General features: G+C 61.8%; 19 protein-coding genes. 13 read left to right on the top strand and 6 right to left on the bottom strand.

Going from position 1 to position 23,690, the window contains the following annotated elements; all coding sequences use genetic code 11:
- The first annotated feature begins 131 nt into the window (after positions 1-131).
- Genes VOI35_RS03225 through VOI35_RS03200 form a run of 6 tightly spaced genes read left to right on the top strand, consistent with a single transcriptional unit; the run spans position 132 to position 5,882 of the window.
- The gene (locus VOI35_RS03225) at positions 132-1,430 is read left to right on the top strand and encodes an NAD(P)/FAD-dependent oxidoreductase (RefSeq protein WP_407276462.1); all 1,299 of its coding nucleotides are present in this window, start codon (positions 132-134) and stop codon (positions 1,428-1,430) included.
- Positions 1,427-2,233, top strand: a complete 807-nt coding sequence (locus tag VOI35_RS03220) for a DUF1365 domain-containing protein (RefSeq protein ID WP_407276461.1) — start codon at positions 1,427-1,429, stop codon at positions 2,231-2,233. Before VOI35_RS03225 ends, VOI35_RS03220 begins: the two co-directional genes overlap by 4 nt.
- Positions 2,206-3,474 carry a class I SAM-dependent methyltransferase gene (locus VOI35_RS03215; protein ID WP_407276460.1) on the top strand — a complete coding sequence of 423 codons (1,269 nt, stop codon included), beginning with the start codon at positions 2,206-2,208 and terminating at the stop codon, positions 3,472-3,474. The genes VOI35_RS03220 and VOI35_RS03215 overlap by 28 nt, the downstream gene beginning before the upstream one ends.
- Positions 3,471-4,784, top strand: a complete 1,314-nt coding sequence (locus tag VOI35_RS03210) for an MFS transporter (protein ID WP_407276459.1) — start codon at positions 3,471-3,473, stop codon at positions 4,782-4,784. Before VOI35_RS03215 ends, VOI35_RS03210 begins: the two co-directional genes overlap by 4 nt.
- A complete protein-coding gene (locus tag VOI35_RS03205) occupies positions 4,753-5,289 on the top strand; it encodes a DUF3833 domain-containing protein (protein WP_407276458.1) in 537 nt (178 codons plus the stop codon). Before VOI35_RS03210 ends, VOI35_RS03205 begins: the two co-directional genes overlap by 32 nt.
- Before the next feature lie 2 nt (positions 5,290-5,291).
- Positions 5,292-5,882, top strand: a complete 591-nt coding sequence (locus tag VOI35_RS03200; protein ID WP_407276457.1) for a chalcone isomerase family protein — start codon at positions 5,292-5,294, stop codon at positions 5,880-5,882.
- Here VOI35_RS03200 and VOI35_RS03195 read toward each other — a convergent pair.
- From VOI35_RS03195 to VOI35_RS03175, 5 genes are all read right to left on the bottom strand, one after another.
- Positions 5,871-6,095 (bottom strand): DUF2789 domain-containing protein, encoded by a 225-nt coding sequence (locus tag VOI35_RS03195; RefSeq protein WP_407276456.1) that lies wholly within the window; start codon positions 6,093-6,095, stop codon positions 5,871-5,873. The two genes, VOI35_RS03200 and VOI35_RS03195, sit on opposite strands and share 12 nt — an antisense overlap.
- Positions 6,096-6,116: 21 nt before the next feature.
- Positions 6,117-7,532: a sodium:solute symporter family protein gene (locus VOI35_RS03190; protein ID WP_407276455.1), complete on the bottom strand. Its 1,416-nt coding sequence runs from the start codon at positions 7,530-7,532 to the stop codon at positions 6,117-6,119.
- A 47-nt stretch (positions 7,533-7,579) separates the two neighbouring features.
- Positions 7,580-9,226: a phosphoglucomutase (alpha-D-glucose-1,6-bisphosphate-dependent) gene (gene pgm / locus VOI35_RS03185; protein ID WP_407276454.1), complete on the bottom strand. Its 1,647-nt coding sequence runs from the start codon at positions 9,224-9,226 to the stop codon at positions 7,580-7,582.
- A 102-nt stretch (positions 9,227-9,328) separates the two neighbouring features.
- Entirely contained in the window at positions 9,329-12,412 is a 3,084-nt protein-coding gene (locus VOI35_RS03180; protein ID WP_407276453.1) for an efflux RND transporter permease subunit, read from the bottom strand.
- Complete coding sequence (locus VOI35_RS03175) at positions 12,409-13,533, bottom strand: efflux RND transporter periplasmic adaptor subunit (protein ID WP_407276452.1); 1,125 nt, start codon at positions 13,531-13,533, stop codon at positions 12,409-12,411. The genes VOI35_RS03180 and VOI35_RS03175 overlap by 4 nt, the downstream gene beginning before the upstream one ends.
- Positions 13,534-13,620: 87 nt before the next feature.
- Between VOI35_RS03175 and VOI35_RS03170 the strand changes: the two genes are divergently transcribed.
- The 7 genes from VOI35_RS03170 (at position 13,621) to VOI35_RS03140 (ending at position 20,854) form a co-directional block, all read left to right on the top strand.
- Positions 13,621-15,069: a cryptochrome/photolyase family protein gene (locus VOI35_RS03170; RefSeq protein WP_407276451.1), complete on the top strand. Its 1,449-nt coding sequence runs from the start codon at positions 13,621-13,623 to the stop codon at positions 15,067-15,069.
- A 103-nt stretch (positions 15,070-15,172) separates the two neighbouring features.
- Positions 15,173-16,297, top strand: coding sequence for a methyl-accepting chemotaxis protein (locus tag VOI35_RS03165; RefSeq protein ID WP_407276450.1), 1,125 nt, complete (start codon positions 15,173-15,175; stop codon positions 16,295-16,297).
- A 179-nt stretch (positions 16,298-16,476) separates the two neighbouring features.
- Positions 16,477-17,265, top strand: a complete 789-nt coding sequence (locus VOI35_RS03160) for a TOBE domain-containing protein (RefSeq protein ID WP_407276449.1) — start codon at positions 16,477-16,479, stop codon at positions 17,263-17,265.
- 84 nt (positions 17,266-17,349) lie between these two features.
- Complete coding sequence (modA, locus tag VOI35_RS03155; RefSeq protein ID WP_407276448.1) at positions 17,350-18,117, top strand: molybdate ABC transporter substrate-binding protein; 768 nt, start codon at positions 17,350-17,352, stop codon at positions 18,115-18,117.
- Positions 18,118-18,231: 114 nt separating this feature from the next.
- Positions 18,232-18,924 (top strand): molybdate ABC transporter permease subunit, encoded by a 693-nt coding sequence (gene modB / locus VOI35_RS03150; protein ID WP_407276447.1) that lies wholly within the window; start codon positions 18,232-18,234, stop codon positions 18,922-18,924.
- A gap of 3 nt (positions 18,925-18,927) precedes the next feature.
- Positions 18,928-20,019 carry a molybdenum ABC transporter ATP-binding protein gene (gene modC / locus VOI35_RS03145; protein ID WP_407276446.1) on the top strand — a complete coding sequence of 364 codons (1,092 nt, stop codon included), beginning with the start codon at positions 18,928-18,930 and terminating at the stop codon, positions 20,017-20,019.
- A 13-nt stretch (positions 20,020-20,032) separates the two neighbouring features.
- Positions 20,033-20,854, top strand: a complete 822-nt coding sequence (locus tag VOI35_RS03140) for a TSUP family transporter (RefSeq protein ID WP_407276445.1) — start codon at positions 20,033-20,035, stop codon at positions 20,852-20,854.
- Positions 20,855-20,899: 45 nt separating this feature from the next.
- Here the strand turns inward: VOI35_RS03140 and VOI35_RS03135 are convergent, their stop codons facing one another.
- The gene (locus tag VOI35_RS03135) at positions 20,900-23,602 is read right to left on the bottom strand and encodes a GNAT family N-acetyltransferase (RefSeq protein WP_407276444.1); all 2,703 of its coding nucleotides are present in this window, start codon (positions 23,600-23,602) and stop codon (positions 20,900-20,902) included.
- Positions 23,603-23,690 lie beyond the last annotated feature (88 nt).

Below are 23,690 nucleotides of genomic sequence, written 5' to 3'. Positions count from 1 at the left end.
ATCCGCGCCTGGGGCGTATATCACTCAGACGAGCCAAAACACCCCACGAGAGCCGCTCGAATAAATTGCACAAAAGCTATACATGATCTATACATCCTGGGGTGAAATTCTTCGATCAACGCGAGCCCTTTATGCCTACAGACAACCCTCTCCCCGCCCACCGCCGCATTGCCGTCATCGGTTCTGGCATTGCGGGTCTCGCGTCGGCCTGGTTATTGGGGCAGAAATACTCGGTCACGTTGTTCGAGCAGAACGACTACCTCGGGGGACACACCCACACGCATACCCTGCAGGATTTAGGCGCCGGCCAACAGGCGATCGACACCGGCTTCATTGTGTTCAACCGCCCCAACTACCCGCATCTGACCGGGCTGTTTCGCACGCTGGGCATCACCACGCAGTCCACGGAAATGTCCTTTGGGGTCACGCTGGATGGCGGCCGGCTCGAATACGGCGGTTCTTCGCTCGCCACGCTGTTCGCCCAGCCGGTGAATCTGCTTCGTCCCCGTTTTCTACAGATGGTGCGCGATATTTTGCGGTTCAACCGGCTTGGCAAGGCCGCACTGACAGAACCCGCGCAGAACCGGCAGACGACGCTGGGGGATTTTCTGCAGCAGCACGGTTTTGGTTCGGGATTGATCCACGATTATCTGCTGCCGATGGCGGCCGCGATCTGGTCCTGCCCGACTCAGGTGATGCTCGATTTTCCGGCGCACAGCTTTTTGCAGTTTTTTGAAAATCACGGCCTGATGAATGTGCAGGATCGGCCGCAATGGGAAACCGTGGTCGGCGGCTCCGCGCGCTATGTGGCAGCGATTCTGGCGGATGGCCGCTTCACCCCCCGGCTCAATACGCCCATTCATCGGGTGGTGCGCGAGGCGCAGGGGGTGTATCTGCCCGAGACAGGCGAGCGGTTCGATGCCTGCGTGTTTGCCTGCCACGCCGATCAAACCCTCGCCCTGTTGGATGCGCCCGATGCAGAGGAACAACGGATTCTCGGCGCGTTCCGTTTTCAGGAAAACCGAGCGTATTTGCATCGCGACCTTCGGCTGATGCCCCAACGCCGGGCGGTTTGGTCAAGCTGGAATTATCTCGGCCAAACCCGCGCCGATGGTCACCGCGCCGTCGCCGTGACCTACTGGATGAATCATCTGCAACGGCTGAGCAGCGATCGCCCCTGGCTGGTGACGCTCAACCCCTTCACCCCGCCCGATCCCGCGCTGACGGATCGGGTCATGACCTATCACCACCCGGTGTTCGATGTACCGGCGGTAGCCGCCCAGCAAGAACTTCCGCGTCTGCAAGGGCATCGGCACTGCTATTTTGCCGGCGCCTGGACGGGTTACGGTTTTCATGAAGATGGGCTGCGTTCTGCCGTTGATGTGGCGGAACGGTTCGGTGTCACGCCCCCGTGGAAATCGCCCGCATGAACGGCTCACGGTTGTATCTCGGCGCGGTGATGCACCAGCGGCTCACGGAACCGGCCTACCGCTTCAATTATCGGGTATTCAGCCTGCTGGTTGATCTGGACGATCTCGAAGCGAATTTCCCCGCGAATCGCTGGCTGTCGGCGGATCGGTTCAACCTGTTTTCGGTGTATCAAAAAGACCTTGGCAGCCGAAAACCAGAAGCATCATTACGCGACTGGATTACCCGCACCTGCGCGGCAGCCGGTTGCCCAATCGAGGGCGGCAAGGTACTGATCAACACCTATCCCCGCCTGCTCGGGTATCAGTTCAATCCGTTGTCCCTGTGGTATTGCCACAATGCGGCCGGCGCACTGGTGGCAATCAATGCCGAAGTCAGCAATACCTTTGGTGAACATCACCATTATTTGCTGCATGACGGCGGTCGCCCCCTCTCGAATCCGTTTGCCGCCAGCGCGGACAAAGTGTTCCATGTCTCGCCGTTTTTGCCGATGAATATGCGATACCACTTTCGCCTGAATCATCCCGCCGAGCGGTTATCGGTCGTGATCCGCGAAACCCGTAACGCGGAATCCGGCGAGGAAATCCTCACGCTCATCGCCACCCACCACGCCCACGCCCAGCCCCTGACCGATCGCAACCTCTGGCTTGCAGCACTGCGCATTCCTTTGCTCACGCTCAAGGTGATCCTCCTGATTCATTGGCAGGCACTGAAAATCTGGCGACGCGGCGGCATTTTTCATCGGTCTCCCCCTAAACCTGCCACGGAGGTTAGCTCATGCCCCTCAGTCAAATCCGAACCCTGAAATCCAGCGATTTCGCCCTGCCGCTGGCGGCGCGCTGGGTCAATCATTTTTTAGGCGAGATCAAGATCGGTCGGATACAGGTCATCACCGATGATGGCAGCAGCCAAGTCTTCGGGGGTGAAAGCCATCCGGAGTTGCGTGCGCAATGGCGTCTCCATCATCCGGCCCGACTGTTCAGCCGCATTGCCCGTTTAGGCGATATCGGCATCGCCGAGGGCTACATCGAGGGCGATTTTTCCACCGATGACCTGCCCCGCTTGCTGGAAATCGGCGCCCGGAACTTTGAACTGCTCCACGACGACCTGCGCGCCGGATTCTGGGCACGGCTGGTTCACCGCGTGCAGCACCTGCTGCGCGCCAACCACCGTCGCGGGAGCCGACGCAACATTGCCGCGCATTACGACCTCGGCAATGCGTTTTACGCGCTCTGGCTCGATGAAACCATGACCTATTCCGCCGCCCTGTTCCGCCATGCCGACGAACCGCTGGCCGTGGCGCAAGCGCGGAAATATCAGCGGTTGATCGATGCACTCGGTGCCCAGCCCGGCGAGCAGATTCTCGAAATTGGCTGCGGCTGGGGCGGGTTTGCCGAACAAGCCGCCGCCCAGGGGATTCATGTCCACGGCATCACGCTCTCGACGGAGCAACTGGCGTTCGCGCGCGCCCGGGTCGCCGATCAATCATTACCGGGCTCCGCCCAGTTTGCGCTGACCGATTATCGTGATCAAACCGGCGTGTTCGACCACATCGTGTCGATCGAGATGTTCGAAGCCGTCGGTCAGCGCTATTGGCCCACCTATTTTCAAACGGTGTTTGATCGGCTCAAACCCGGCGGGCGGGCGGCACTGCAAGTCATCACCATCAAGGAATCCGCCTTCGAACACTACGCGCGTGAACCGGATTTCATCCAACGATACATCTTCCCCGGCGGCATGCTGCCCACGCTCACCGCCCTTCAGCAGCACGCCCAACGCGCCGGTTTTACCGTGGGTGAACCGTTCCGGTTTGGCGCCGACTATGCCCACACCCTCGCGCACTGGCTCGCGCGCTTCGATGCCGCCGAACCCGCCCTGCAGGCACAGGGATTCGACGCACGATTCCGGCAAACCTGGCGCTACTACCTCGCCTATTGCATTGCCGGATTCAAAGCGGGTCATATCGATGTGGTGCAACTGGTGCTGGAAAAACCCGATGCCAGCGCAGCCGCGCCGCAGCGTCCATTCGAGTCCCTCCCGGCGTGAACACTGCGCCGTTATCGCTGCCGCGGTTGTTGGCGTATGGCACGCCGGGATTGCCGTTGGCGATGCTCGGTCTGCCGCTGTATGTGTTTTTGCCCGCGTACTACGCCAATAACCTCGGATTGGGGCTGGCGGCTGTCGGACTGGCACTGATGCTGGCGCGGATTTGGGATGTGGTGCTCGACCCCTTGATCGGGTTCGCCGCCGATTGGGTGCCTGCGCCGCACCGCCGCAAAAAGATGATGGTCGCGGGCCTCGTACCGTTTCTCATCGCGCTCCATGTCTTGCTGCAACCCCCTGCCGACGCGGGGCTCGGTACGCTGTATGTCGCGGCCTTTTTGGGCTTTGCCGGCTGGAGCCTGGTCACGCTGCCTTATCAAAGCCTGGGCGCCGAGGCCGACCCGACCCCACTCGGTCGTGCCCGACTGGCCAGTGCCCGCGAAGGTCTGGGGCTCGTTGGCGTCCTCTGTGCGGCAGCCTTGCCGATTCTCTTCCCGCAGAACCCCGCTGCCGTTCTGCAGGCGGTGTTCTATGCCGTGCTGATTCTGCTGCCGCTGTCCACGCTGTTGCTGCTCTGGACTGTACCGGAACCCATCATTCGGCGACAACCACCCGCGCTGACCACCCTGTGGCCGATGTTGCGCACGGCCCCCGCCCTGCGGCGCCTGCTGGCTGCGGTGTTTTTGAATAATCTGGCCAATGGCATTCCCGCCGTGCTGTTCGTGCTGTATGTCGAACACTTTCTCCAGGCTCCCGGCGCCTTGGGCTGGCTGTTGCTGCTGTATTTCGGCAGCGGCATCCTGGCGCTCCCTGCCTGGGTCTGGCTGGCGCGGCGCCTGGGCAGCCAACGCGCCTGGGGACTCTCCATCGGGTTGGCGGGTCTGAGTTTTGCCGTGGTGCCTGCCCTGGGCAGCGGGCAACTGGCCGCGTTCACGGTGATTTGCCTCTTGAGCGGCTTGAGTCTCGGTGCCGACTTGGCATTACCGGCGGCGCTGCAAGGGGATCTGGCCACCGCAGACGATTCCGCCGCGCAAACCGAGCGCGTCGGCCTGTACTACGGCGTGTTTGGTCTGGTCAGCAAATTGGCATTGGCCGCCGCCACCGGGCTGGCCTTCGGCTTACTGAGTCTTGCGGGCTACACCGCCGACTCATCCCAAACCGCAGCACTCGCCTGGATTTACGGCGCGACGCCGGTTCTGTTCAAACTGGTGGCCGGCTGGCTGGTCTGGCGGCAACCTTGGATTCATCCCGCCCATCGTTCACTTCCCGGAGATCGCCCCCATGCTTCGCGCCCTTCTGCTGTTGATGGTTAGCCTCACCATGACCGGATGTGCCTCATTGAATCTGCAGGAATTCGCCCACACCCAGCCACGGTTTGATCTGCCGGGCTATTTTGCGGGCGATACCTGGGCCTACGGGATTTTTCAGTCGCGCGGCGGCGCCGTCGAGCGGCAATTCAAAGTGCATTTGATCGGCAAACAGGAAGGCGACACCTTTGTGCTGACCGAACACTTCCATTACAGCGACGGCGAGAAAGGCGAGCGCGTCTGGCGGATTACCCGCGACGGCACCGACCGCTATATCGGCCGGGCAGAGGACATCGTCGGCGTTGCGCACGGCCATGAAGTCGGCCAAGCCCTGAACTGGCATTACACGCTCAAGCTCCCCTACAAGGGCAGCACGATCGATGTCCGCTTCGATGACTGGATGTTCCGCCTGAGCGAGAAAACCATGATGAACCGCGCCTATGTCAGCAAATTTGGCGTGCGCGTCGGGGAAGTGACGCTGTTCTTCAGCAAAACCGACCCGGATCGCTGAAGATGACCCGCGCGCTACGGTTGACTCTTCCAGTGCACACCCTGGGGATGATCTTGGGGCTGATCGGCAGCCTGATATTTTCCGGCACGGCCTGCGCCGAATTGCCGGCCAAGCTCAGCATCGACGGCCAAACCTGGCCACGCCGGGGCGAAGGCACCGCGACCTACTTGTGGTTCGATGTGTACGATGCCGGTCTGTACACCCCGAAACCCGTGTCCGCCGCCCGTGTGCTCGAACCGGACACCCCGCGTGCCTTGGTGTTGCACTATCACCAGCGCGTCAGCGCCGCCCAGATTCGCGAGGCCAGCCAGACGGTTCTTGAGCGCCAGTACGACCCGTCTCAACTGGCCGCACTGCAACCCGCGCTCGATGCACTCGAATCGAGTATGCAGTCGGTTCAGCCGGGGGATCGTTATACCCTGATCTGGCAACCCCCGCGCTTGATCCTCCAATTCAATCAACGCACGGTGTTCAGCCGGGAAGATGCCGCGCTCGCGCAGGCATATTTCGGCATCTGGCTCGGCGCCTCGCCCCTCTCCGAGTCGCTCAAAGCCGCGCTGCTACCCGCCGAAGCCCGCGCTTCAGCGCAGTAACGCCGCCAGATGATCGACCGCCTCAGCCCAGTCGGCATCCTCGGTCAGCGCCTCGGCCAAAAACCGGGCTTGCGATGCGGACCAGAATGGCGCCTCCGGCAAAGGCTGCGTCCACCCTTTGTGTGCTTCGACAAAGGTATTGATCTGGTCTGGCTGATTCGGCAAGCCCAACTGGGCGAACAGTTCAGTCAACGGATGAAAACCGGTTTCCATGACGCGCTTCCTCCAGGCAGTTCACACTCGGCGGCTGAGCAACGAGCCCGCCACCATCCCCAAGATACTGGCTGCAAAGCCGTAAAACTGCGGCGGTATGCTGGGATCTTGCAGGAAAATTTCCAGCGGCAACCACACCGCCAGTCCCAAGGCGATTGACGCATACGCCCCGATCCGGTTCGCGCGGCGCCAGAACAGTCCCGCTGCCAGCGGCACAAAGGCGACCACCAGCGTCACCTTGTAGGCATTTTCCACCATCGTATGAATCGAGGTATTCCCCGCGTTCTGCCACAGCGAATAGGCCGTCACCACCACCGCAAAGCCAATGATGACCCAGCGGGTCAGGCGCAGAAAGTCCCGATCACTCATTCCGCTCGGCGCCAGCCAGCCTTTGAGCAGGTTTTCCGCCAGCGTGACCGAGGGCGCGAGCAGCGTACCCGAAGCCGTACTCATGATGACCGCCAGGAGCGAACCATAGAACACCACCTGCGCCCACAACGGCAGATGGTTTTGAATCAACGCCATCAGGATTTTGTCGGTGTCGCCCGCCATCATCTGCTGAACCATCGCCGGGTCGATCACCGTCGCCGCATAGGCGATGAACAGCGGGATCGCAGCAAACAGGAGATACGCCACCCCACCGAGCACGCTGCCCCACACCGCCGCGTTTTCTGTTTTGGCCGAGTTGGCACGTTGAAACACATCCTGCTGCGGGATGGAGCCAAACCCGAGCGTCAGCAGACCCGCGATGAACGCCAGAATCGCGGTTGCATTGAGCGCGGGCCAGAACTCGAATTTATGGTTGATCACGGCCTGATGCACCACCGGCTCGATCCCACCGGCCATGCCGCCGACCACCACCGCAATCACCGTCATTCCCACCACGATCACGATCATTTGGAAGAAGGTGGTAATCGCCACCGACCACATCCCGCCGATCACCGTGTACAGCGTCACCACGGTCGCCCCGAGCAGAATGCCGAGGGATTCGCTGATCACGCCTTGACTGAGCACATTGAACACCATGCCGAGTGCGGTGATCTGCGCCGCCACCCAACCCAGATAAGACAGGGTAATCGCGATCGCCGCGATCACCTCGACGCGCCGGTCGAAGCGCTGGCGGTAGAAATCGCCCAGGGTCAACAGATTCATCCGGTACAGCCGACGGGCGAACACCAGGCCAAACAGCACGAGACACAGCGCAGCACCGAAGGGATCGGAAATCAGCCCGCCGAGGTTCGATTCAAAAAAGGTACCGGGAATCCCGAGTACGGTCTCGGCACCGAACCAGGTGGCGAACACCACCCCGACCACGATGGGCAGCGGCAATGCCCGCCCCGTGGTCATAAAGTCCGCCGTGTTGTGCACTTTCCGCGCAGCCAAAAGCCCGATCACGATCGAGAGCACCAGGTACAGCACCACAAAAGCAATCAACATTCGCTCGAATCCTCAGGATTTTTATCGTTATCGCCGCATCACGCACTTCAAGCGGAAAGCACCTGCTGCACCAACGCCTGGGCCTCTGCCTGAATCTGCCGCAGATGTTCGGCCGAGATGAAACTTTCGGCGTAAATCTTGTAAATATCTTCTGTCCCCGAAGGCCGTGCCGCGAACCAGCCGTTGGCGGTTTCGACCTTGAGCCCGCCGATTGGCGCTCCGTTGCCCGGCGCGTGGGTCAGCACGCGGGTAATGGCCTCGCCGGCCAAAGTCGTTTGCGTGATCGATTCGGCGCTCAACCCCTTGAAGCGGGCTTTCTGCTCCGGGCTGATCGCGGCATCGGCGCGGGCATAGAACGGCGCACCATACCGCGCGATCAGCTCGTTGTAATACGCCCACGGGTCTTTGCCGGTCACGGCCAGAATCTCCGCCGCCAGCAGGCCGAGGATCAGGCCGTCCTTGTCCGTCGTCCACACGCTGCCATCACGGCACAAAAAGGTCGCCCCAGCGGATTCCTCGCCGCCAAAGCCGAGCGTGCCATCCGTCAGCCCCGGCTGGAACCATTTGATGCCGACCGGCGTTTCATACACCGGCAAGCCCAGCCCTGCGGCCACCCGGTCGATCAAGGCGCTGGAGACCACGGTCTTGCCAATCGACAGCGATTTGCCCGCCCAAGCCGGACGATGCCGGAACAGATAATCGATCGCCACCGCGAGATAGTGGTTCGGGTTCATCAAGCCGCCATCGGGCGTGACGATGCCATGCCGATCCGCATCGGTATCGTTGCCGAACGCCACATCGAACCGATCCTTGATGTGCAACAGGTTCTGCATGGCGTAGGGCGAGGAACAATCCATCCGCACCTTGCCATCGTGATCGAGCGGCATGAAGCGGAAATCCGGCTCGACCGCCTCATTGACCACCGTCAAATCCAACCCATACTGCGCGGCGATCGGTGCCCAATAGGGCAAACCCGCGCCGCCCATCGGATCGACCCCGATCGACACCCCCGCCGCCTGGATCGCATCCATATCAATCACTTGCGCCAATTCGGCCACATACGGCGCAATAAAATCTTCCGCCACCCGCTGCGGGGCGGCCAGCGCGGTCGCAAACGGCTCGCGCGGCACCGACTGCCAGTCCGCCAGAATCTCGTTGGCGCGGCGCTCGATCCACCCCGTGGCATCGGTATCCGCCGGCCCGCCGTGGGTCGGGTTGTATTTGAATCCGCCATCGGTCGGCGGGTTGTGCGACGGCGTGATGACGACCCCATCGGCCTGTGCGCGGGCTGGGGCGGTCTGGTTGAATTCGATGATGCGCCGGGAAATCACCGGCGTCGGCGTCGGCAGAAAACCATCCTGATAATGCACCGTGACCCCAGCCGCCGCGAGCACCTCGATGGCAGTCACAAACGCCGGCCAGGACAGCGCATGCGTATCGAAGCCGATAAACAAAGGCCCGCCGATACCCTGCGTGCGGCGGTACTCCACCAGCGCCGCCGTCACCGCCACGATGTGCCCTTCGTTGAACCCCGTCATCAGGCTCGATCCGCGATGACCCGAGGTACCAAAGGCCACCCGCTCGCGCGCCACGGCAGGATTGGGGCGTTGCGCGTAATAGGCGGTGATCAATTCAGGGATGCGCACCCGCAGCGCAGCGGGCGGCACGGTACCAGCGAGTTCAGAGACAGTCATCACGGATTCCTTGACCAGAGAGGAGGGGATTCAACGCCCGCCAGCATGCCAAATCCTGCGCGCAGGGCAAAGCCCCACGACACGACTGCGAAGGCCAGCCCATCATCCGGTTGGCCGCCGCACCCGAAACCACAGCGCATACATGGCGGGCAGGAACAGAATCGTCAGAAAAGTGCCGACAAAAATCCCGCCGATCAGGGTGTAGGCCAGCGGGCCCCAAAAGGTGCTTTCCGTCAGCGGGATGAAGGCCAGCACCGCCGCCAGCGCCGTCAGCACCACCGGTCGGGCGCGGCGGATGGTTGCCTCGATCACGGCGGTGTAGCGATCCTGCCCCTGTCGTTCATTCTCATGAATCTGCCCGACCAGAATCAGGGTGTTCCGCATCAAAATCCCCGCGAGGCCGATCAAGCCCAGCAGCGCGACAAAGCCGAACGGCTGCTGGAACAAGGCCAGCGACGACGCCGCACCGATCAGCCCGAGCGGCGCGGTCAAGAGCACCATGAACAGGCCGGGGAAGCTGCGCATCATCAGCATCAACAGCGTGAGCATCAGCACCAGCATCACCGGCATCACCTTAAGGATCGACGCCTGCGCCTTGCCAGATTCCTCCACGGAACCGCCGATCTGAATCTCATAGCCCGGCGGCAGATTCGCCCGTACCGACGCCAGCGCCTGCCAGATGGCATTGGTCACATCCGGCGGCTGGGCGCCCTGCACTTCGGCATTCACATTGATATAGGGCTCGCGGTTACGGCGCTTGAGCACGGGGTATTCCAGCGCCGTGGTCACCGCACCGATCTGTCCGAGTGGCACTGTCCGGCCATTGCCCAGCCGGATCGGCAAGGCCGCCAGTTGCTGGGGATCGCGCACCGCATCCGGCGCACCGCGCAGCACCAGAGCCACACTGCGGATATCGACCCGCAGCGGCGTCGCGGTCTGGCCATTGAGCCAGCCCTGCGTTTGTTCAGCCACCGCGGCGGGGGTCAAGGCCAGTGCCGCGAGGCGTGCGGGATCGAGCTTGACCTGCCAGACCGGGGTTTGCTCCCCCCAGGCGAGGTGCGGGTCGATGGTGTGCGGATTCTGCGCCATGACCGCACGCACCGACTCACCGATCCGGCGCAATTCGCGGATTTGCGGCCCCATCACCCGAAACTGCACCGGCCAGATCACCGGCGGGCCATAGAGCAAGGGATGCGGCCGCACGCGCGCCTCCGGGAACGCGCCTTCATCGATTTTCCGCTGTAAAAACGCTTGTAATTCATCGCGTTGCTTGGCGTTATGCGCCACAGCGATGATTTTGGCGAACGCCGGATCCGGCAGCTCGGGATTGAGCGCGAGAAAGAACCGTGGCGCGCCCTGGCCGATGTAGGTCGAGAGCGATTCGAGCTGCGGTGCGCCGTTGAGCACGGCCTCGACGCGATGCGCCACCTGCTCGGTCGCGCGGATCGAGGAACCTTCGGGCAGCTCGATGTCGATCAACAATTCGGGGCGATCGGAGCTGGGGAAGAACTGCTTGGCGACCCCCTGTTTCATCACCCCGACCGCCGCCACGAACAGCAGCAGCGTCGCCCCGGCCACCAGCCAGCGATAATCGACGCAGAACACGACCACCCGGCGCAGACCGCGGTACAGCCTGCCCTGATACATCCCCGCTTCCGCCTGCGGATGCGCCGGAATATGCGGCAGCAGCTTCACGCCCAGATACGGGGTAAACACCACCGCCACGAACCAGGAGGCAATCAGCGAAATACCGAGCACCCAGAAGATATTGCCCGCATATTCACCGACATTCGACACCGCAAAGCCGATCGGCACGAATCCGGTGACGGTAATCAGCGTGCCGACCAGCATCGGTGCCGCCGTGATGTCCCAGGCGGCGGCGGCCGCCGCTTCCCGGGGCAAGCCCTCTTCGAGCTTCACCAGCATCATCTCGATAGCGATGATGGCATCATCCACCAGCAGGCCGAGCGAGAGAATCAAGGCGCCGAGGGTGATCCGGTCGAGGTTCTTACCCGTCATCCACATCACCGCAAAGGTGATCGACAAAGTCAGGGGTACCGCGAGCGCCACGACCAACCCGGCACGCAGGCCGAGCGCGAGAAAGCCCACCAGCATGACCACACCGAGCGCCACGAAAAACTTGATCTGAAAAGTATTCACCGCCGCCGCAATGGCATGCGCTTGGTCGGTGACTTTCGTGAGCTGAACCCCCAGCGGCAGATTCGCCTGTTCGGCGCGCTCGAAGGCATCGAGCCGTTGCCCCAACGACAAGCCATTGACATTCGCCGCCATGATGACGCCGACCATCACCGCATCCTGCCCGCGATTCTGGATCAGAAAACTCGGCGGATCGGCTTCTCCATGCCGCAGGGTCGCCACATCGCCCAAGCGAATCTGCCGGTCACCGATCACCAACGGTGTTGCGGCAATCCGCGCCAACAGCCCCGGCTCATCCGCCTGATAACCGCCGTCGATCCGCAGATACACCCGAGGCCCGGCGGTTTCGATCAGCCCTGCGGGCGTCACCGCGTTCTGCGCCGCCAGCGCCTGCGCGATCTGCGCGACCGAGAGATTCAACCCCTGGAGTTTCACCGGATCGAGATCGGCCATCACCTGTTCCGGCCGCTCGCCGATGATGTGCGCTTTAGCCACGCCCGGCACGCGCAGCACCGCCTGCCGCAACCGTTCCGCCTGACGGGTCAATTCCCGGTCGGGCAAACCGGGCGCCGTGAGCGCATACAGCGTGAAATACACATCCGAGAAATCATCATTGAAAAACGGACCCAGCACGCCCGGCGGCAGGGTGTGCGCCACATCCCCCAGATGTTTGCGTACCTGATAGAACGCGCCCTGCACCTGATCCGGCGGCGTGGATTCCTTGAAATTGATCAGCATTTCCACGCTGCCGGGGCGCGCCGTGGTTTCCACCCGATCGAAATACGGTACGGCCTGCAGCGCTTTTTCCAGAGGATCGGCGACTTGATCCTGCATCTGCCGCGCGGTGGCACCCGGCCATTGCGCCGTCACCACCATCACCTTGATCGTGAACGAAGGGTCTTCCGCCCGACCGAGCGACACAAAGGCATAAACCCCAACCAGCGCCACCATCAGAATGAAATACAGCGTGACGGCGCGCTCGCGCACCGCCAGTGCCGAGAGATTGAACGCAGAAACCCGCCGGTTCATAAGGCACCCGGTGTTGTGCTGCTGCCAGGCACGGCGGGCACATCGATACCCATCGGCGGCTGAATCCGTACCTTCTCACCCGGATGCAACCGGTTCGTGCCCAGCGCCACCACCGGCGTGCCCAAGGGCAGATTCGTCTCGATGATTGCCCGCTCATCGGTCAGCGCCAGCACGGTGACCGGATAGGGTCGCACCGTCCCCTGCTGCACAACCCAGAGCAGCGCCTGATGATTCTCGCCGCCAATCGCGCCGATGGGCACCGTCTTGAGTACGGGCGTGTCCGAAAAATGTAACCGCACACTCTGCCCCAAAGCCACCGGCGCATCGGCCGGCAGGTGAAAACGCACCGCCACGGTACGGCTCGCGGCCTCTGCGGCACCTTCGGCCTCAAAGCCATTCACCGTCAAGGGCGCAGGCAAGGGCGGGAAGCCCGGCGGCAACGCCACGGCAGCGCGTTCGGGCAACTGGCTCATCCGAGCTTCCGGTACCGCGACCAAGACCGAACGGGTACCCGCCTTGGCCAGCGTCAGCACCGGCTGCCCGGCAGCAACCACCGCGCCCTGATCCGCCGACAACGCCGTCACCACGCCATCGAACGGTGCCTTGAGCGTGGCATAGGCCAGATTCAGTTGTGCCCGTTCCGCATTCGCCGCCGCCGCCGCGAGCGCGGCATCCGCGGCCTTTGCCTGCGACACGGCCTGATCGAGTTCCTGCGGGCTGGCGAGTTTTTTCTCAAACAGCGCGCGCACCCGCGCCACATTCTGCCGGGCAAAATCGGCCTGTGCCGCCGCTTGAACCTGCGCCGCCCGGGCGCTATCCGCACTCGCCTTCAACGGCGCGGGATCGAGCGTGGCGAGCACCTGACCGGCCACCACCGTCGCCCCCCGGGACACTGGCCGCGTGGCGATCCGCCCGCCAATCTCGAACCCGACCGGCGTTTCGACCGCCGCCACGACCGTACCGAACAGATCCGGCTGTGCCCGCTCACCCGGTTCGATCGCCGCCACCTTCACCATCGGTGCCTCCGCCACCGCATCCGGCTGGGATTGCGGACAGCCGCTCAGCCCCCCAACGACCGCCAGCAATGCCAGCAGCCCCCCTTGCCCCCCGCGAATACCCATTGCCCCTGTTCCTCTGCTGGTTCGGCCGGAAAAAACGCCCGCGCCTGCCATACTTTTCAAACCGTTTTTCAAACGCCAGCCCTACCCATGCCGCACATTCTTTGGTTCCGCGACGACCTACGATTAGCCGATCACCCTGCCCTGCATGCGGCGCTGCTCGCCGACCCGTCCACCGGGGACGAAAACCCCGCCATCATACCGGTTTACATTGACGACCCCGCACAGCCTGAAGGCGGTGCCGTCCGCTGGTGGCGCCATCACAGCCTCGCGGCGCTCGATCGAGCACTCCGCGCGCACGACAGCCGTTTGATTCTGGCACGCGGGGAACCGCTCACCGTCCTACGCGGGCTCATTGCGGCGAGCGGTGCCACCGCCGTGTTCTGGAACCGGCGCCTCACCCCCGCCGGCATCGCCACCGATCAGGCCATCAAAACCGCGTTGCAGGCCGAAGGTCTGCGCGTCGAAAGCTTCAATGGCAATTACCTCTACGAACCCTGGACACTCAAAACCACCCAGGATCAACCCTTCCAGGTGTTCACGCCGTATTACAAAGCCGTGCTCCGCAGCGGACTGAACCTGAGCCCGCTGCCCGAACCCACCCATATCCCGCCGCCGCCCGACATACCCAGTTTGGCGCTGGCCGATTTACGCCTGTTGCCCACCCTGCCCTGGGCCGCCGGCTTTACCGAATGGCACCCCGGCGAAACGGGCGCCTGGCAGCGGCTTGAGGCATTTTTGCCCCGGGTCGAAGGCTACGCCAGCGGGCGCGACCGACTCGATGGCCAGGGCGTCTCCAAACTTTCCGCCCATTTGCGTTTTGGCGAAATCAACCCCCGGCAAATCATCGCCACGCTCGCCGCCCACTTCGGCGACCCACTGGCGCTAGCGGGCAGCGAACACTTCGTGCGCGAACTCATCTGGCGCGAGTTCGGCGCGTATCTGCTCTACCACTTCCCGCACACCCTCAATCAGCCCCTCAACCCGCGCTTCGCCCACATCCCCTGGCGCAACGCGCCGGATGAACTTCTCGCCTGGCAACGCGGGCAAACCGGCATCCCCGTCGTTGATGCGGCCATGCGCTGCCTGTGGCAAACCGGCTGGATGCACAACCGCGCCCGCATGATCGTCGCCTCCTTTCTGACCAAAAACCTGCTGATCGACTGGCGTATTGGTGCGGACTGGTTCATGGATACGCTGGTCGATGCTGATCTTGCCTCCAACACCGCCGGCTGGCAGTGGACCGCCGGCAGCGGCGCCGATGCCGCGCCGTATTTCCGGGTATTCAACCCCGTGCTTCAGGCCGAAAAATTCGATCCCGCAGGCGATTTTCTGCGGCGCTGGCTACCCGAACTGGCCGCCTTGCCCACCGCTGCACTGATCGCACCCTGGCAGGCCGATCCGCACACGCTCCGCCGCGCGGGCATCACCCTCGGAACGACCTATCCACACCCGATTGTCGATCTCAAAGGCAGCCGAGAACGCGCCTTGCAGATGTTTGCCCAGCTCAAAACCGCCCATGATTACCCTTACTCATAAAATGGAAAATTTAGGCAAAAAAAAATGATTTCAGAATGATGACAGCGCGCCGAAATACTGAACCAGACAGGGGCTCAGTGCGAAATATCAATCAAGGATCATCATGGCATTTTGGTGCAAAAAAAGTCTGCAACCTTTGCAGCAGGAAATCACTCGACTACAACAACAATTAGAAGAAAAACAACAGGCTATCGACACCCTTCTTCGGGAAAACAGCCAACTAAGGCAGCAGCAGCAAGGCTCGGCGGCACAATTCGAACGGCTGCAGCGCGTCCTCGGCAACCTGCCCCGCTTCATGCAATCCCTCGGCAGTTCACAAGGTTCATTGGCTGAATTGTCGGGCGGGTTACAGCAAGAAAAACAGAACGCGATTCACGCTCAGGAAGCGTCACTGCACAGTCGACAAGATGTCGAACGCATTCTCCAAAACCTGAGCAGCCTGGCCGAATCCTCCGTTCAGGCCGCCAACCAAATGGAGAAACTCGATAAGCGAGCGCAAGAAATTGGCGCCATCCTGCAGATCATCCGGGAAATTGCCGATCAAACCAATCTGCTCGCGCTGAATGCCGCCATCGAGGCCGCGCGGGCCGGTGAGCATGGTCGGGGGTTTGCCGTCGTCGCCGACGAAGTCCGCCAATTGGCCAACCGCAGCGCCGGCGCCACCGAGCAGATTCACATTCTGGTGCAGCAAATCCGCCAGGACAGCGGCGAAAGCCGGGAACAAATGGATACCCTGGCGCAAAATGCCATCCAGTCGCGTCAAGAGGGCGAGCAAGCCTCAAAGGGCATGCATCACCTCCTGGATGTTTCCTCCCAGATGGAAGAGGCGATCGCCACCTCCGCCCTGCACGGGTTCTGCGAGCTCGCCAAATTCGACCATGTGGTCTACAAGTTCCGGGTTTATATGGTTGTCATGGGCTTGTCGGAGGAAAAAATCGAACAATTCGCCGAACACCACAGTTGCCGCCTCGGTAAGTGGTACTACGAGGGCGAAGGCCGCGATTGCTTCAGTAAACTCAACGGCTACCGGCAGATCGAACCGCCGCACATCCGCGTGCATGAAGCGGCGATTCGCGCGTTGCAAGCGCATGCCGTCGGCGATTTGGACAGCGCACACAGCGCTTTGATCGACATGGAGTCTGCCTCGATGGAAGTGATTCGCGGCCTGGAGCTGATGGCCGAATCCGGCCACCAGAACGCGCAGATTCTTTGCACCCACACGCACTGAGCAGGACTCGTCCGCCACGACGAGCCGAGTTGAAAAAGGGTAGGAACGCCCTTTTTCAACGCCCTGTTTGAACCGATGACTGAACCCACTGCTCCGACGGGATGCGTCATGTGACGCACCGCTTGACGCCTCATCGAAATATACTTGACAATATACCGAGGGAATCTTTGGGTTGCGGTATGTCTTCTGAACCGGAATTTGTGTTGCCGCTGGCCTTGCGGCTCGGCATGGGCGAGATCTCCAATCGCCGGATGCAACTCTTGGCTGCCGTCCACGATACCGGTTCGATCAGCGCCGCCGCCAAGGCTATCGGCATGACCTACAAGGCCGCGTGGGACGCGGTCGATGCCATCAACAATCTGACCAGCCAGCCGATCGTTCTGACCCAACACGGCGGTGCGGGCGGCGGTGGCGCCCAATTGACCCGATATGGTGTCAGCTTGATTGAGGGGTTCTCTAAACTGAGCAGCCTGCAAAGCCAGCTCACCGCGTGGTTCGCAGAACAAAACATCGATCATTTGACCCAAGATTTAAGGAGTCTGTTCATGAAAACCAGCGCACGCAATACCTTCGCCGGCACCATCACCGCCATCACCAAAGGCGCGGTCAACAGCGAAGTCGTCCTGAAAATTCAGGGGGAAGACACGCTCTCCGCCATCATCACCAACGGCAGCGTGGACAGCATGGGGTTGGCGGTCGGCAAACCGGCCTATGCCCTGATCAAGTCCAGCTTTGTGATCGTGACCAAAGAAGCGGTCAAAACCTCGGCACGCAACCAGCTCTGCGGCACCGTTGAGCGCGTGACCGATGGCGCCGTGAATGCCGAGGTCGTCATCAAACTTGCCGGCGGCAACCTGATCACCGCGATGATCACCGAAGGCAGCACCCAATCCCTGAGCCTCAAGGCGGGTGACAAAGCCTGCGCCTTGATCAAGGCCAGCCACATCATTATCGGCGTCGATCAATAAGCTGCGCCGGTTTTGCGACACACGCCGTTCGCGGCGTGTTTTTTGGTCTATCGAAATATAGCTTGCAACATCTTGGAGAAACCCATGAAAAAACTCGTCGCCACCGCCCTGCTGGGCGCCACCTTCGCGCTGAATCTGGGCGTCGCCCAGGCCGAGACCATCACCGTCGCCGTGGCAGCCAATTTCACCAAGGCCATCACCGAGATCGGTCAGGAATGGACGAAAAAAACCGGCAACGAGGTGCGTTTCTCCTTCGGCGCGACCGGCGGTTTGTACGCGCAAATCAACAATGGCGCGCCCTTCGATGCGTTTTTCTCCGCCGATACCAAAACCCCGAAAAAATTGGTCGATGAAGGCAAGGCGACCGATTACTTCGAATATGCCCAGGGCAAACTGGCGCTGTTCAGCACCCGCCTGCCGGTCGCCAAAGATGCCGAGGCCGTCATCAAAGGCGATCAGTACACGCACATCGCCATTGCCAACCCCAAGGGCGCGCCCTACGGCACAGCGGCCGTGGAAGTGCTGAAAAAAATGGGCATGTACGACAAATTGAACGAGCAGAAGAAAATCGCGCAGGGTGAAAGCATCACCGCCACCTTCCAGTTCGTGCTCACCGATAACGCGCAACTCGGTTTCGTCGCCCTGTCGCAAATCATGGATCCGGAAAGCCCGGCCAAAGGCAAGGGGGAATATTGGGTCGTGCCCCAAGCCGATTACACCCCGATCAATCAAGCGGCGGTGTTGATCAAAAACAGCAAACACGAAGCCGCCGCCAAGAGCTTCTTGAACTTCATGCATAGTCCGGAAGCGATTGCCGTCATCAAACGCTACGGCTACGAACTGCCCAAATAAACGCTCTTGCTCAACGCCCCGATTGATGATTCATCCGATTCACTCTCTGGCGACTCATTGACTGACAGGCCAATCCGTCCCTGAGGATTGGCCGTTTTTTTGAGATGTCCGACCATGACCCTGTTTGGTTATCCCCTGGATCTTCATCCCATTCTGTTGACTTTTGAAGTGGCGGGCTTCACCAGTCTGTTTTTGCTGCTCATCGGTACGCCGATTGCGTGGTGGCTGGCCAATATGCGCTCCAACTTTCGCATTCTGCTGGAGGCGCTGGTCGCGCTGCCGCTGGTATTGCCGCCGACGGTGCTGGGTTTTTACCTGATTCTTGTCCTCAATCCGACTGGGGAGATTGCCAGTTTAGTGAAGGCACTCGGCTTCAGTGGTCAGCTCACCTTCAATAAAACCGGTCTGATCATCGGCTCGGTCGTGTATTCCCTGCCCTTTATGGTGCAACCGATTATGGCCTCGTTTGAATCGCTGCCCACTCAGATCGTCGATGCGGCGCGCACGATGCGGGCCACATTTTTCGACCGGTTTTTCCATGTCATTGTGCCCTTGGCGCGCCAGGGTTTTCTCGTCGGCGCGGTGCTCACTTTCGCCCACACGGTCGGGGAATTCGGGGTCGTGCTCATGGTCGGCGGCAACATCGAGGGACAAACCCGAACGGTGTCGATCGCCATTTTCGACCATGTGGAATCGTTCGAGTATGCCGAGGCGCATACGCTCTCCGTTTTGATGCTGATTTTCTCGATTCTGACGCTGATGTTCGTGTACGGCCTGAATCGTCGCCTCCAGGTTAAGCAGGGTTAAACGATGTTCCAAGGCAATTTACAACTCAAACTTGGCCATTTCTTGCTGGATTCGGGCGCGTTTTCTTTCGACTCTACGGGCGTCACTGTGCTGTTTGGTCGTTCGGGTTCCGGCAAATCCACCCTGCTGCGCGCCCTATCCGGGCTGGATCGAAACACGCGCGGACAGCTCAAATTCGGTGATGAGGTTTGGCAGGATGGCCGCAAGAGCTTTCCGGTCGAACAGCGCGATCTCGGGTTTGTGTTTCAAACGGCCGCCCTGCTGCCGGGCAAAACCGTGCGCAGTAATCTGGAATTCGCCATCAAGCGCGTGCCGAAGGCGCGGCAGACCGGCGGCCCGAGTAGCGAAGAAATCATCGAGCGGGTGCAAATCGACCACTTGATCGACCGCTCGGTCGATAACCTCTCCGGCGGGGAGCGCCAACGGGTTGCCATTGCCCGCGCCTTACTGACGCGCCCGCGCCTGTTGATGATGGATGAGCCGCTTTCCGCGCTGGACTGGCGCGCCAAGGCCGAATTGCTGGCGCTGCTGGAATCGATCATTGCCGAATACCAGATTCCGGTGCTGTATATCACCCACGCCCCGATCGAGGTTGAACGGCTGGCCAGCCGCATCGTGTTCATGGCCGATGGCCGGATTACCTCGATCGAAACCCTGGCCGAAGCCACCGCGCGGGTCGATTCGCCGCTGTTTACCGAGGAAGGCCCCGTGTCCGTGCTGCATGGCGTACTGGACGAAGCCGCACACGACGACTTGCGGGCTTTCCGCGCCAAGGCGGCTGATGCCTTTACTTTCTGGTTACAGGCCCCGTCGGGCGACGCAAAATCTTCAGTGGCGCGGCTGCGGATTCTGGCGCGGGATGTGGCGCTGGCGCAGTCGAGGATCGAGGGGATCAGCATGCTCAACCAGGTGCGGGGTACGGTCAGCCAAATCACCCTCAACCCGGCGAATCAAACTGCGGCGGTGTTTTTGACCTTGGCCGACCAGCAAACCCTGATTGCCGAAATCACCCAGCGTTCGCTCAACGAACTGGGCTTGAGCCAGGGCAAAACGGTATACGCCCTGATCAAAACCGCGGCCTTGCTCGATCAGTAACACGGGAGTTTCTATGCGCTGGCTCGTTCGACATCGCCCGACCCAGGGATTTTTCGCTGGTGGCCTCATCGGCTGGCTGGGCGGGTTGATCGGCCTCGGCGGGGCGGAGTTTCGTCTGCCCGTGCTCAAGGGCTTATTCAAACTGCCGACGCTCGAAGCAATCATTTTCAACAAGGCGATGAGCCTCGTGGTGGTGAGCACGGCACTGCTGGCACGCAGCGCGAGCATCCCCTGGCATGATCTGTTCGCCCAATGGCCGATTGCCGTGAATCTGTTGTTCGGCTCACTCATCGGCGCCTGGTTTGCCGCCGGTTATGCCATGAAGATGCCCGCCGCGCTGCTCGACCGCATCGTGTTCATTCTGCTGCTGTTGCTCGCGCTGGTGATGATTGGCGAACATGTCCTGCATTTGCACTGGATCGGCGGCGCGCTGGTTCCCGATGGGCCGTTGCGCTGGGTGATCGGCCTGATCGCTGGTCTGGTCATCGGCACGGTGGCCGCCGTGCTTGGCGTGGCCGGCGGCGAGCTGCTGATCCCCACCATCACGATTCTGTATGGCGTGGACATCAAACTCGCGGGCAGCCTGTCGCTGGCGATTTCCCTGCCCACCATGCTGGTTGGCTTCGCGCGCTATACGCAATCGGGCAGCTTTGCAGTGCTCAAGCGGGAATCGCATCTGTTCGGCGGCATGACGGCGGGCTCGCTGCTGGGCGCGGTGCTCGGCGGGCTGACCATCGGATTCATCGCGCCGAGCTGGCTGATTATTCTGCTCGCGGTGGTGCTGCTGATTTCCGCCTATAAAACCTTCCAGCACAGCCAAGCCGGGGCAAAATAACCGTCGATGCCTGCTGGACATCGACGGCACTCACGCAAGGGCGCCTCAAAGGGTGCGGCTCACCATCACGATATCCTCCTGCGATTCGTGAAGTTGCTCGACGAACCCCAGTCGGGCGACCAGTGCCCGCATCGCCGTATTGCGGGTCAGCACTTCCCCAAACAGCCGCCGCACGCCGCGTTGCCGGGCATAATCCATCAACAGTTGCAATAAGTGGCTGCCCACGCCGCGCCCTTGCCAGGCATCCGCCACGACCAGGGCGAACTCCGCGCTCTCGCCATCGGGGGAAAGGCTGTAGCGGGTCACGCCCACTTCCACTTCGCCCCCGTCTGCCGTTGGGCTGAGTGCGATCAGCGCCATTTCCCGGTCATAGTCGATTTGGGTGAACCGCACCAGCATCTGCGGGGTCAGCTCATCGAGCATGCGCATGAAGCGGAAATATCGGGCTTCTTCCGACAGACCGCGGACAAAAGCCTGTTCGAGTGCGGCATCTTCCGGGCGAATCGGGCGCACGCGAATCCGCTCGCCATCATCCAGCGTCAGGCTGCGTTCGACCTGGCCGGGATAGGGATAAATCGCGAGATGGGCATAGGCGTCGCTGCGCGGCGGATGTTCGGTCAGCTCGATCCGCGCATCGACCGCCACCACCCCATGCTCCCCCGCGAGCAACGGGTTGATGTCGATGGCTGCGATTTCCGGCAGCTCGCACACCAGTTCCGACAGGCGCAGCAGTACCGCCGTCAGTGCCGCCCGATCCACCGGCGGCGTGCCGCGAAACTCGCCGAGCATCCGGGCGGCGCGGGTCTGGCTGATCATGCGCTCGATCAACAGACCGTTGAGCGGCGGCAGTGCCAGAGCGCGATCGCGCAGAACCTCGACCGCAATGCCCCCCAGCCCAAACGCAATGACTGGACCGAACACCGGATCCCGGCTCACCCCCAGCAGCAGTTCGCGCGGATGACCGACCTCCGCCATTTTTTCCACCGTAATCCCTTCGATTTCGGCGTCTGGATGTTTCGCCCGCACGGTATCGAGCATGTCCTGTGCCTGCTGGCGCGCGGTTTGGACACTGCGTACATTGAGGCGAACCCCACCGACATCGGTTTTATGGCTGAGCGCGGGCGCACTGATTTTCAATGCCAGCGGAAAGCCGAGGGTTTCGGCCGCCAGCATCACCTCATCGGCCGTGCGCGCCAGAATCGTCGGGGTCGTCGGGATGCGGAACGCATTGAGGATGGCCTTGGATTCGCGCGTGGTCAGCACCCGGCGCCCTGCCTTGCGGCAGGTCGCCAGAATCAGACGGGCGCCATCGATATCGCCAGGTTCGATGGTCGGCGTGGGCGCCGGGGTTTGCAGCAAGGCCTGTTGATTGCGCCGGTAAGCCAGCAGATACGACAAGGCTTCGATCGCAGCCTCCGGTGAGCGAAATTGCGGGATGCCCGCCTGATCGAACAAAGCCCGCGCTTCGGCAACCAGCGTTTCCCCCATCCAGCAGGCCAGCACCGGCTTGGCGGGCGCCGGTTGCGCCTGTACGACCGTGATGACCGCTCGCGCGCAGGCGGTGGGATCGGTCATGGCCTGCGGGGTCAGCATCACCACGATCATGTCTACGCCGGGGTCGGCCAGCGCTTCGCGCAGCGCGACTTCATAGCGCTCGGCGGTCGCATCCCCGATGATGTCCATCGGATTGCTGCGCGACCAAGTCGCCGGTAGTTGCGCATCCAGCGCGGCGATCGTGGCGGGCGCCAGACTCGCCAGCGGCACATCCAGATCGGCGGCGCGATCCGTGGCCATGACGCCCGGTCCACCGCCATTGGTCAAAATCAGCAATTGATCGCCGCGCAGACTCAGGTTTCTGGCCAGAATCTGCGCGGCAGCGAACCACTGGCTGATGGTTTCTACCCGCACCACCCCGGCACGGCTGAGTGCGGCATCGAACACATCATCGCCGCCGATCAGGGCGCCGGTATGCGTCGCCGCCGCCCGGGATCCCGCCGCATGCCGGGCGGATTTGAGCACGATCACCGGCTTCATGCGCGCTGCTGCCCGCAACCCACTGAGAAAACGGCGGGCATTTTTGATCCCTTCGATGTACAGCAGGATGCCTTGGGTCTGAGGATCGAGCGCCAGATAATCGAGCAAATCGCCAAAATCGAGATCCGCTGCATCGCCGGTGGAGGCAATCGCGGAAAAGCCCAGTCCACGGCCTTCAGCCCAGTCGAGCACCGCAGTCACCAGCGCACCGGACTGCGACACCAGAGCCAGCCGCCCCGGTAGCGCCTGATTGTGGCTGAAGGTCGCGTTGAGTTTGAGTGGTGGGCGCATCAGACCAAGACAGTTCGGCCCCATCAGCCGCAGCCCAAATTGCTGGGCGAGCTCCAGCGATTCCCGCATCAAGCGCTTGCCTTCGGTACGGTCGGCCTCGCCGCCCTCACCAAAACCGGCGGAGAGAATCACCACCGCCCGCACCCTCGCCACTCCGCATTGCCGCAGAATGTCCGGTACGCTACTGGCCGGCGTGGCAACAACAGCCAAATCCACCGGTTCCGCCACCCCGGTCAGGTTCGGCACACAGGGCAGCCCCTGCACCCGATCATGCTTGGGATTGACCGGGATGATCGTGCCAGCGTAACCAGCAGCAACCAGATTGGCCAAGACCATCGTACCGACCGCCCCCGGTCGTTCGCTGGCACCAAACACAGCGACGCCCCGAGGGTTGAACATGGGATGAAGGGGATGGCTGGTCATTGGGCGGCCTCCGGTAATTCCTTTACAAACGCAGGGAAATATATCGCGAATAGGGTATTCAGGGCAGAATTGAACCCAGATTATCCAT

Origin of the sequence: Halothiobacillus sp. DCM-1, assembly GCF_045689735.1 — a bacterium.
In the GTDB taxonomy this organism is placed as follows: Bacteria; Pseudomonadota; Gammaproteobacteria; order Halothiobacillales; family Halothiobacillaceae; genus Halothiobacillus.
Note: the sequence above shows the minus strand (reverse complement) of the source record. Positions and strands in the feature narration are given on the sequence as shown.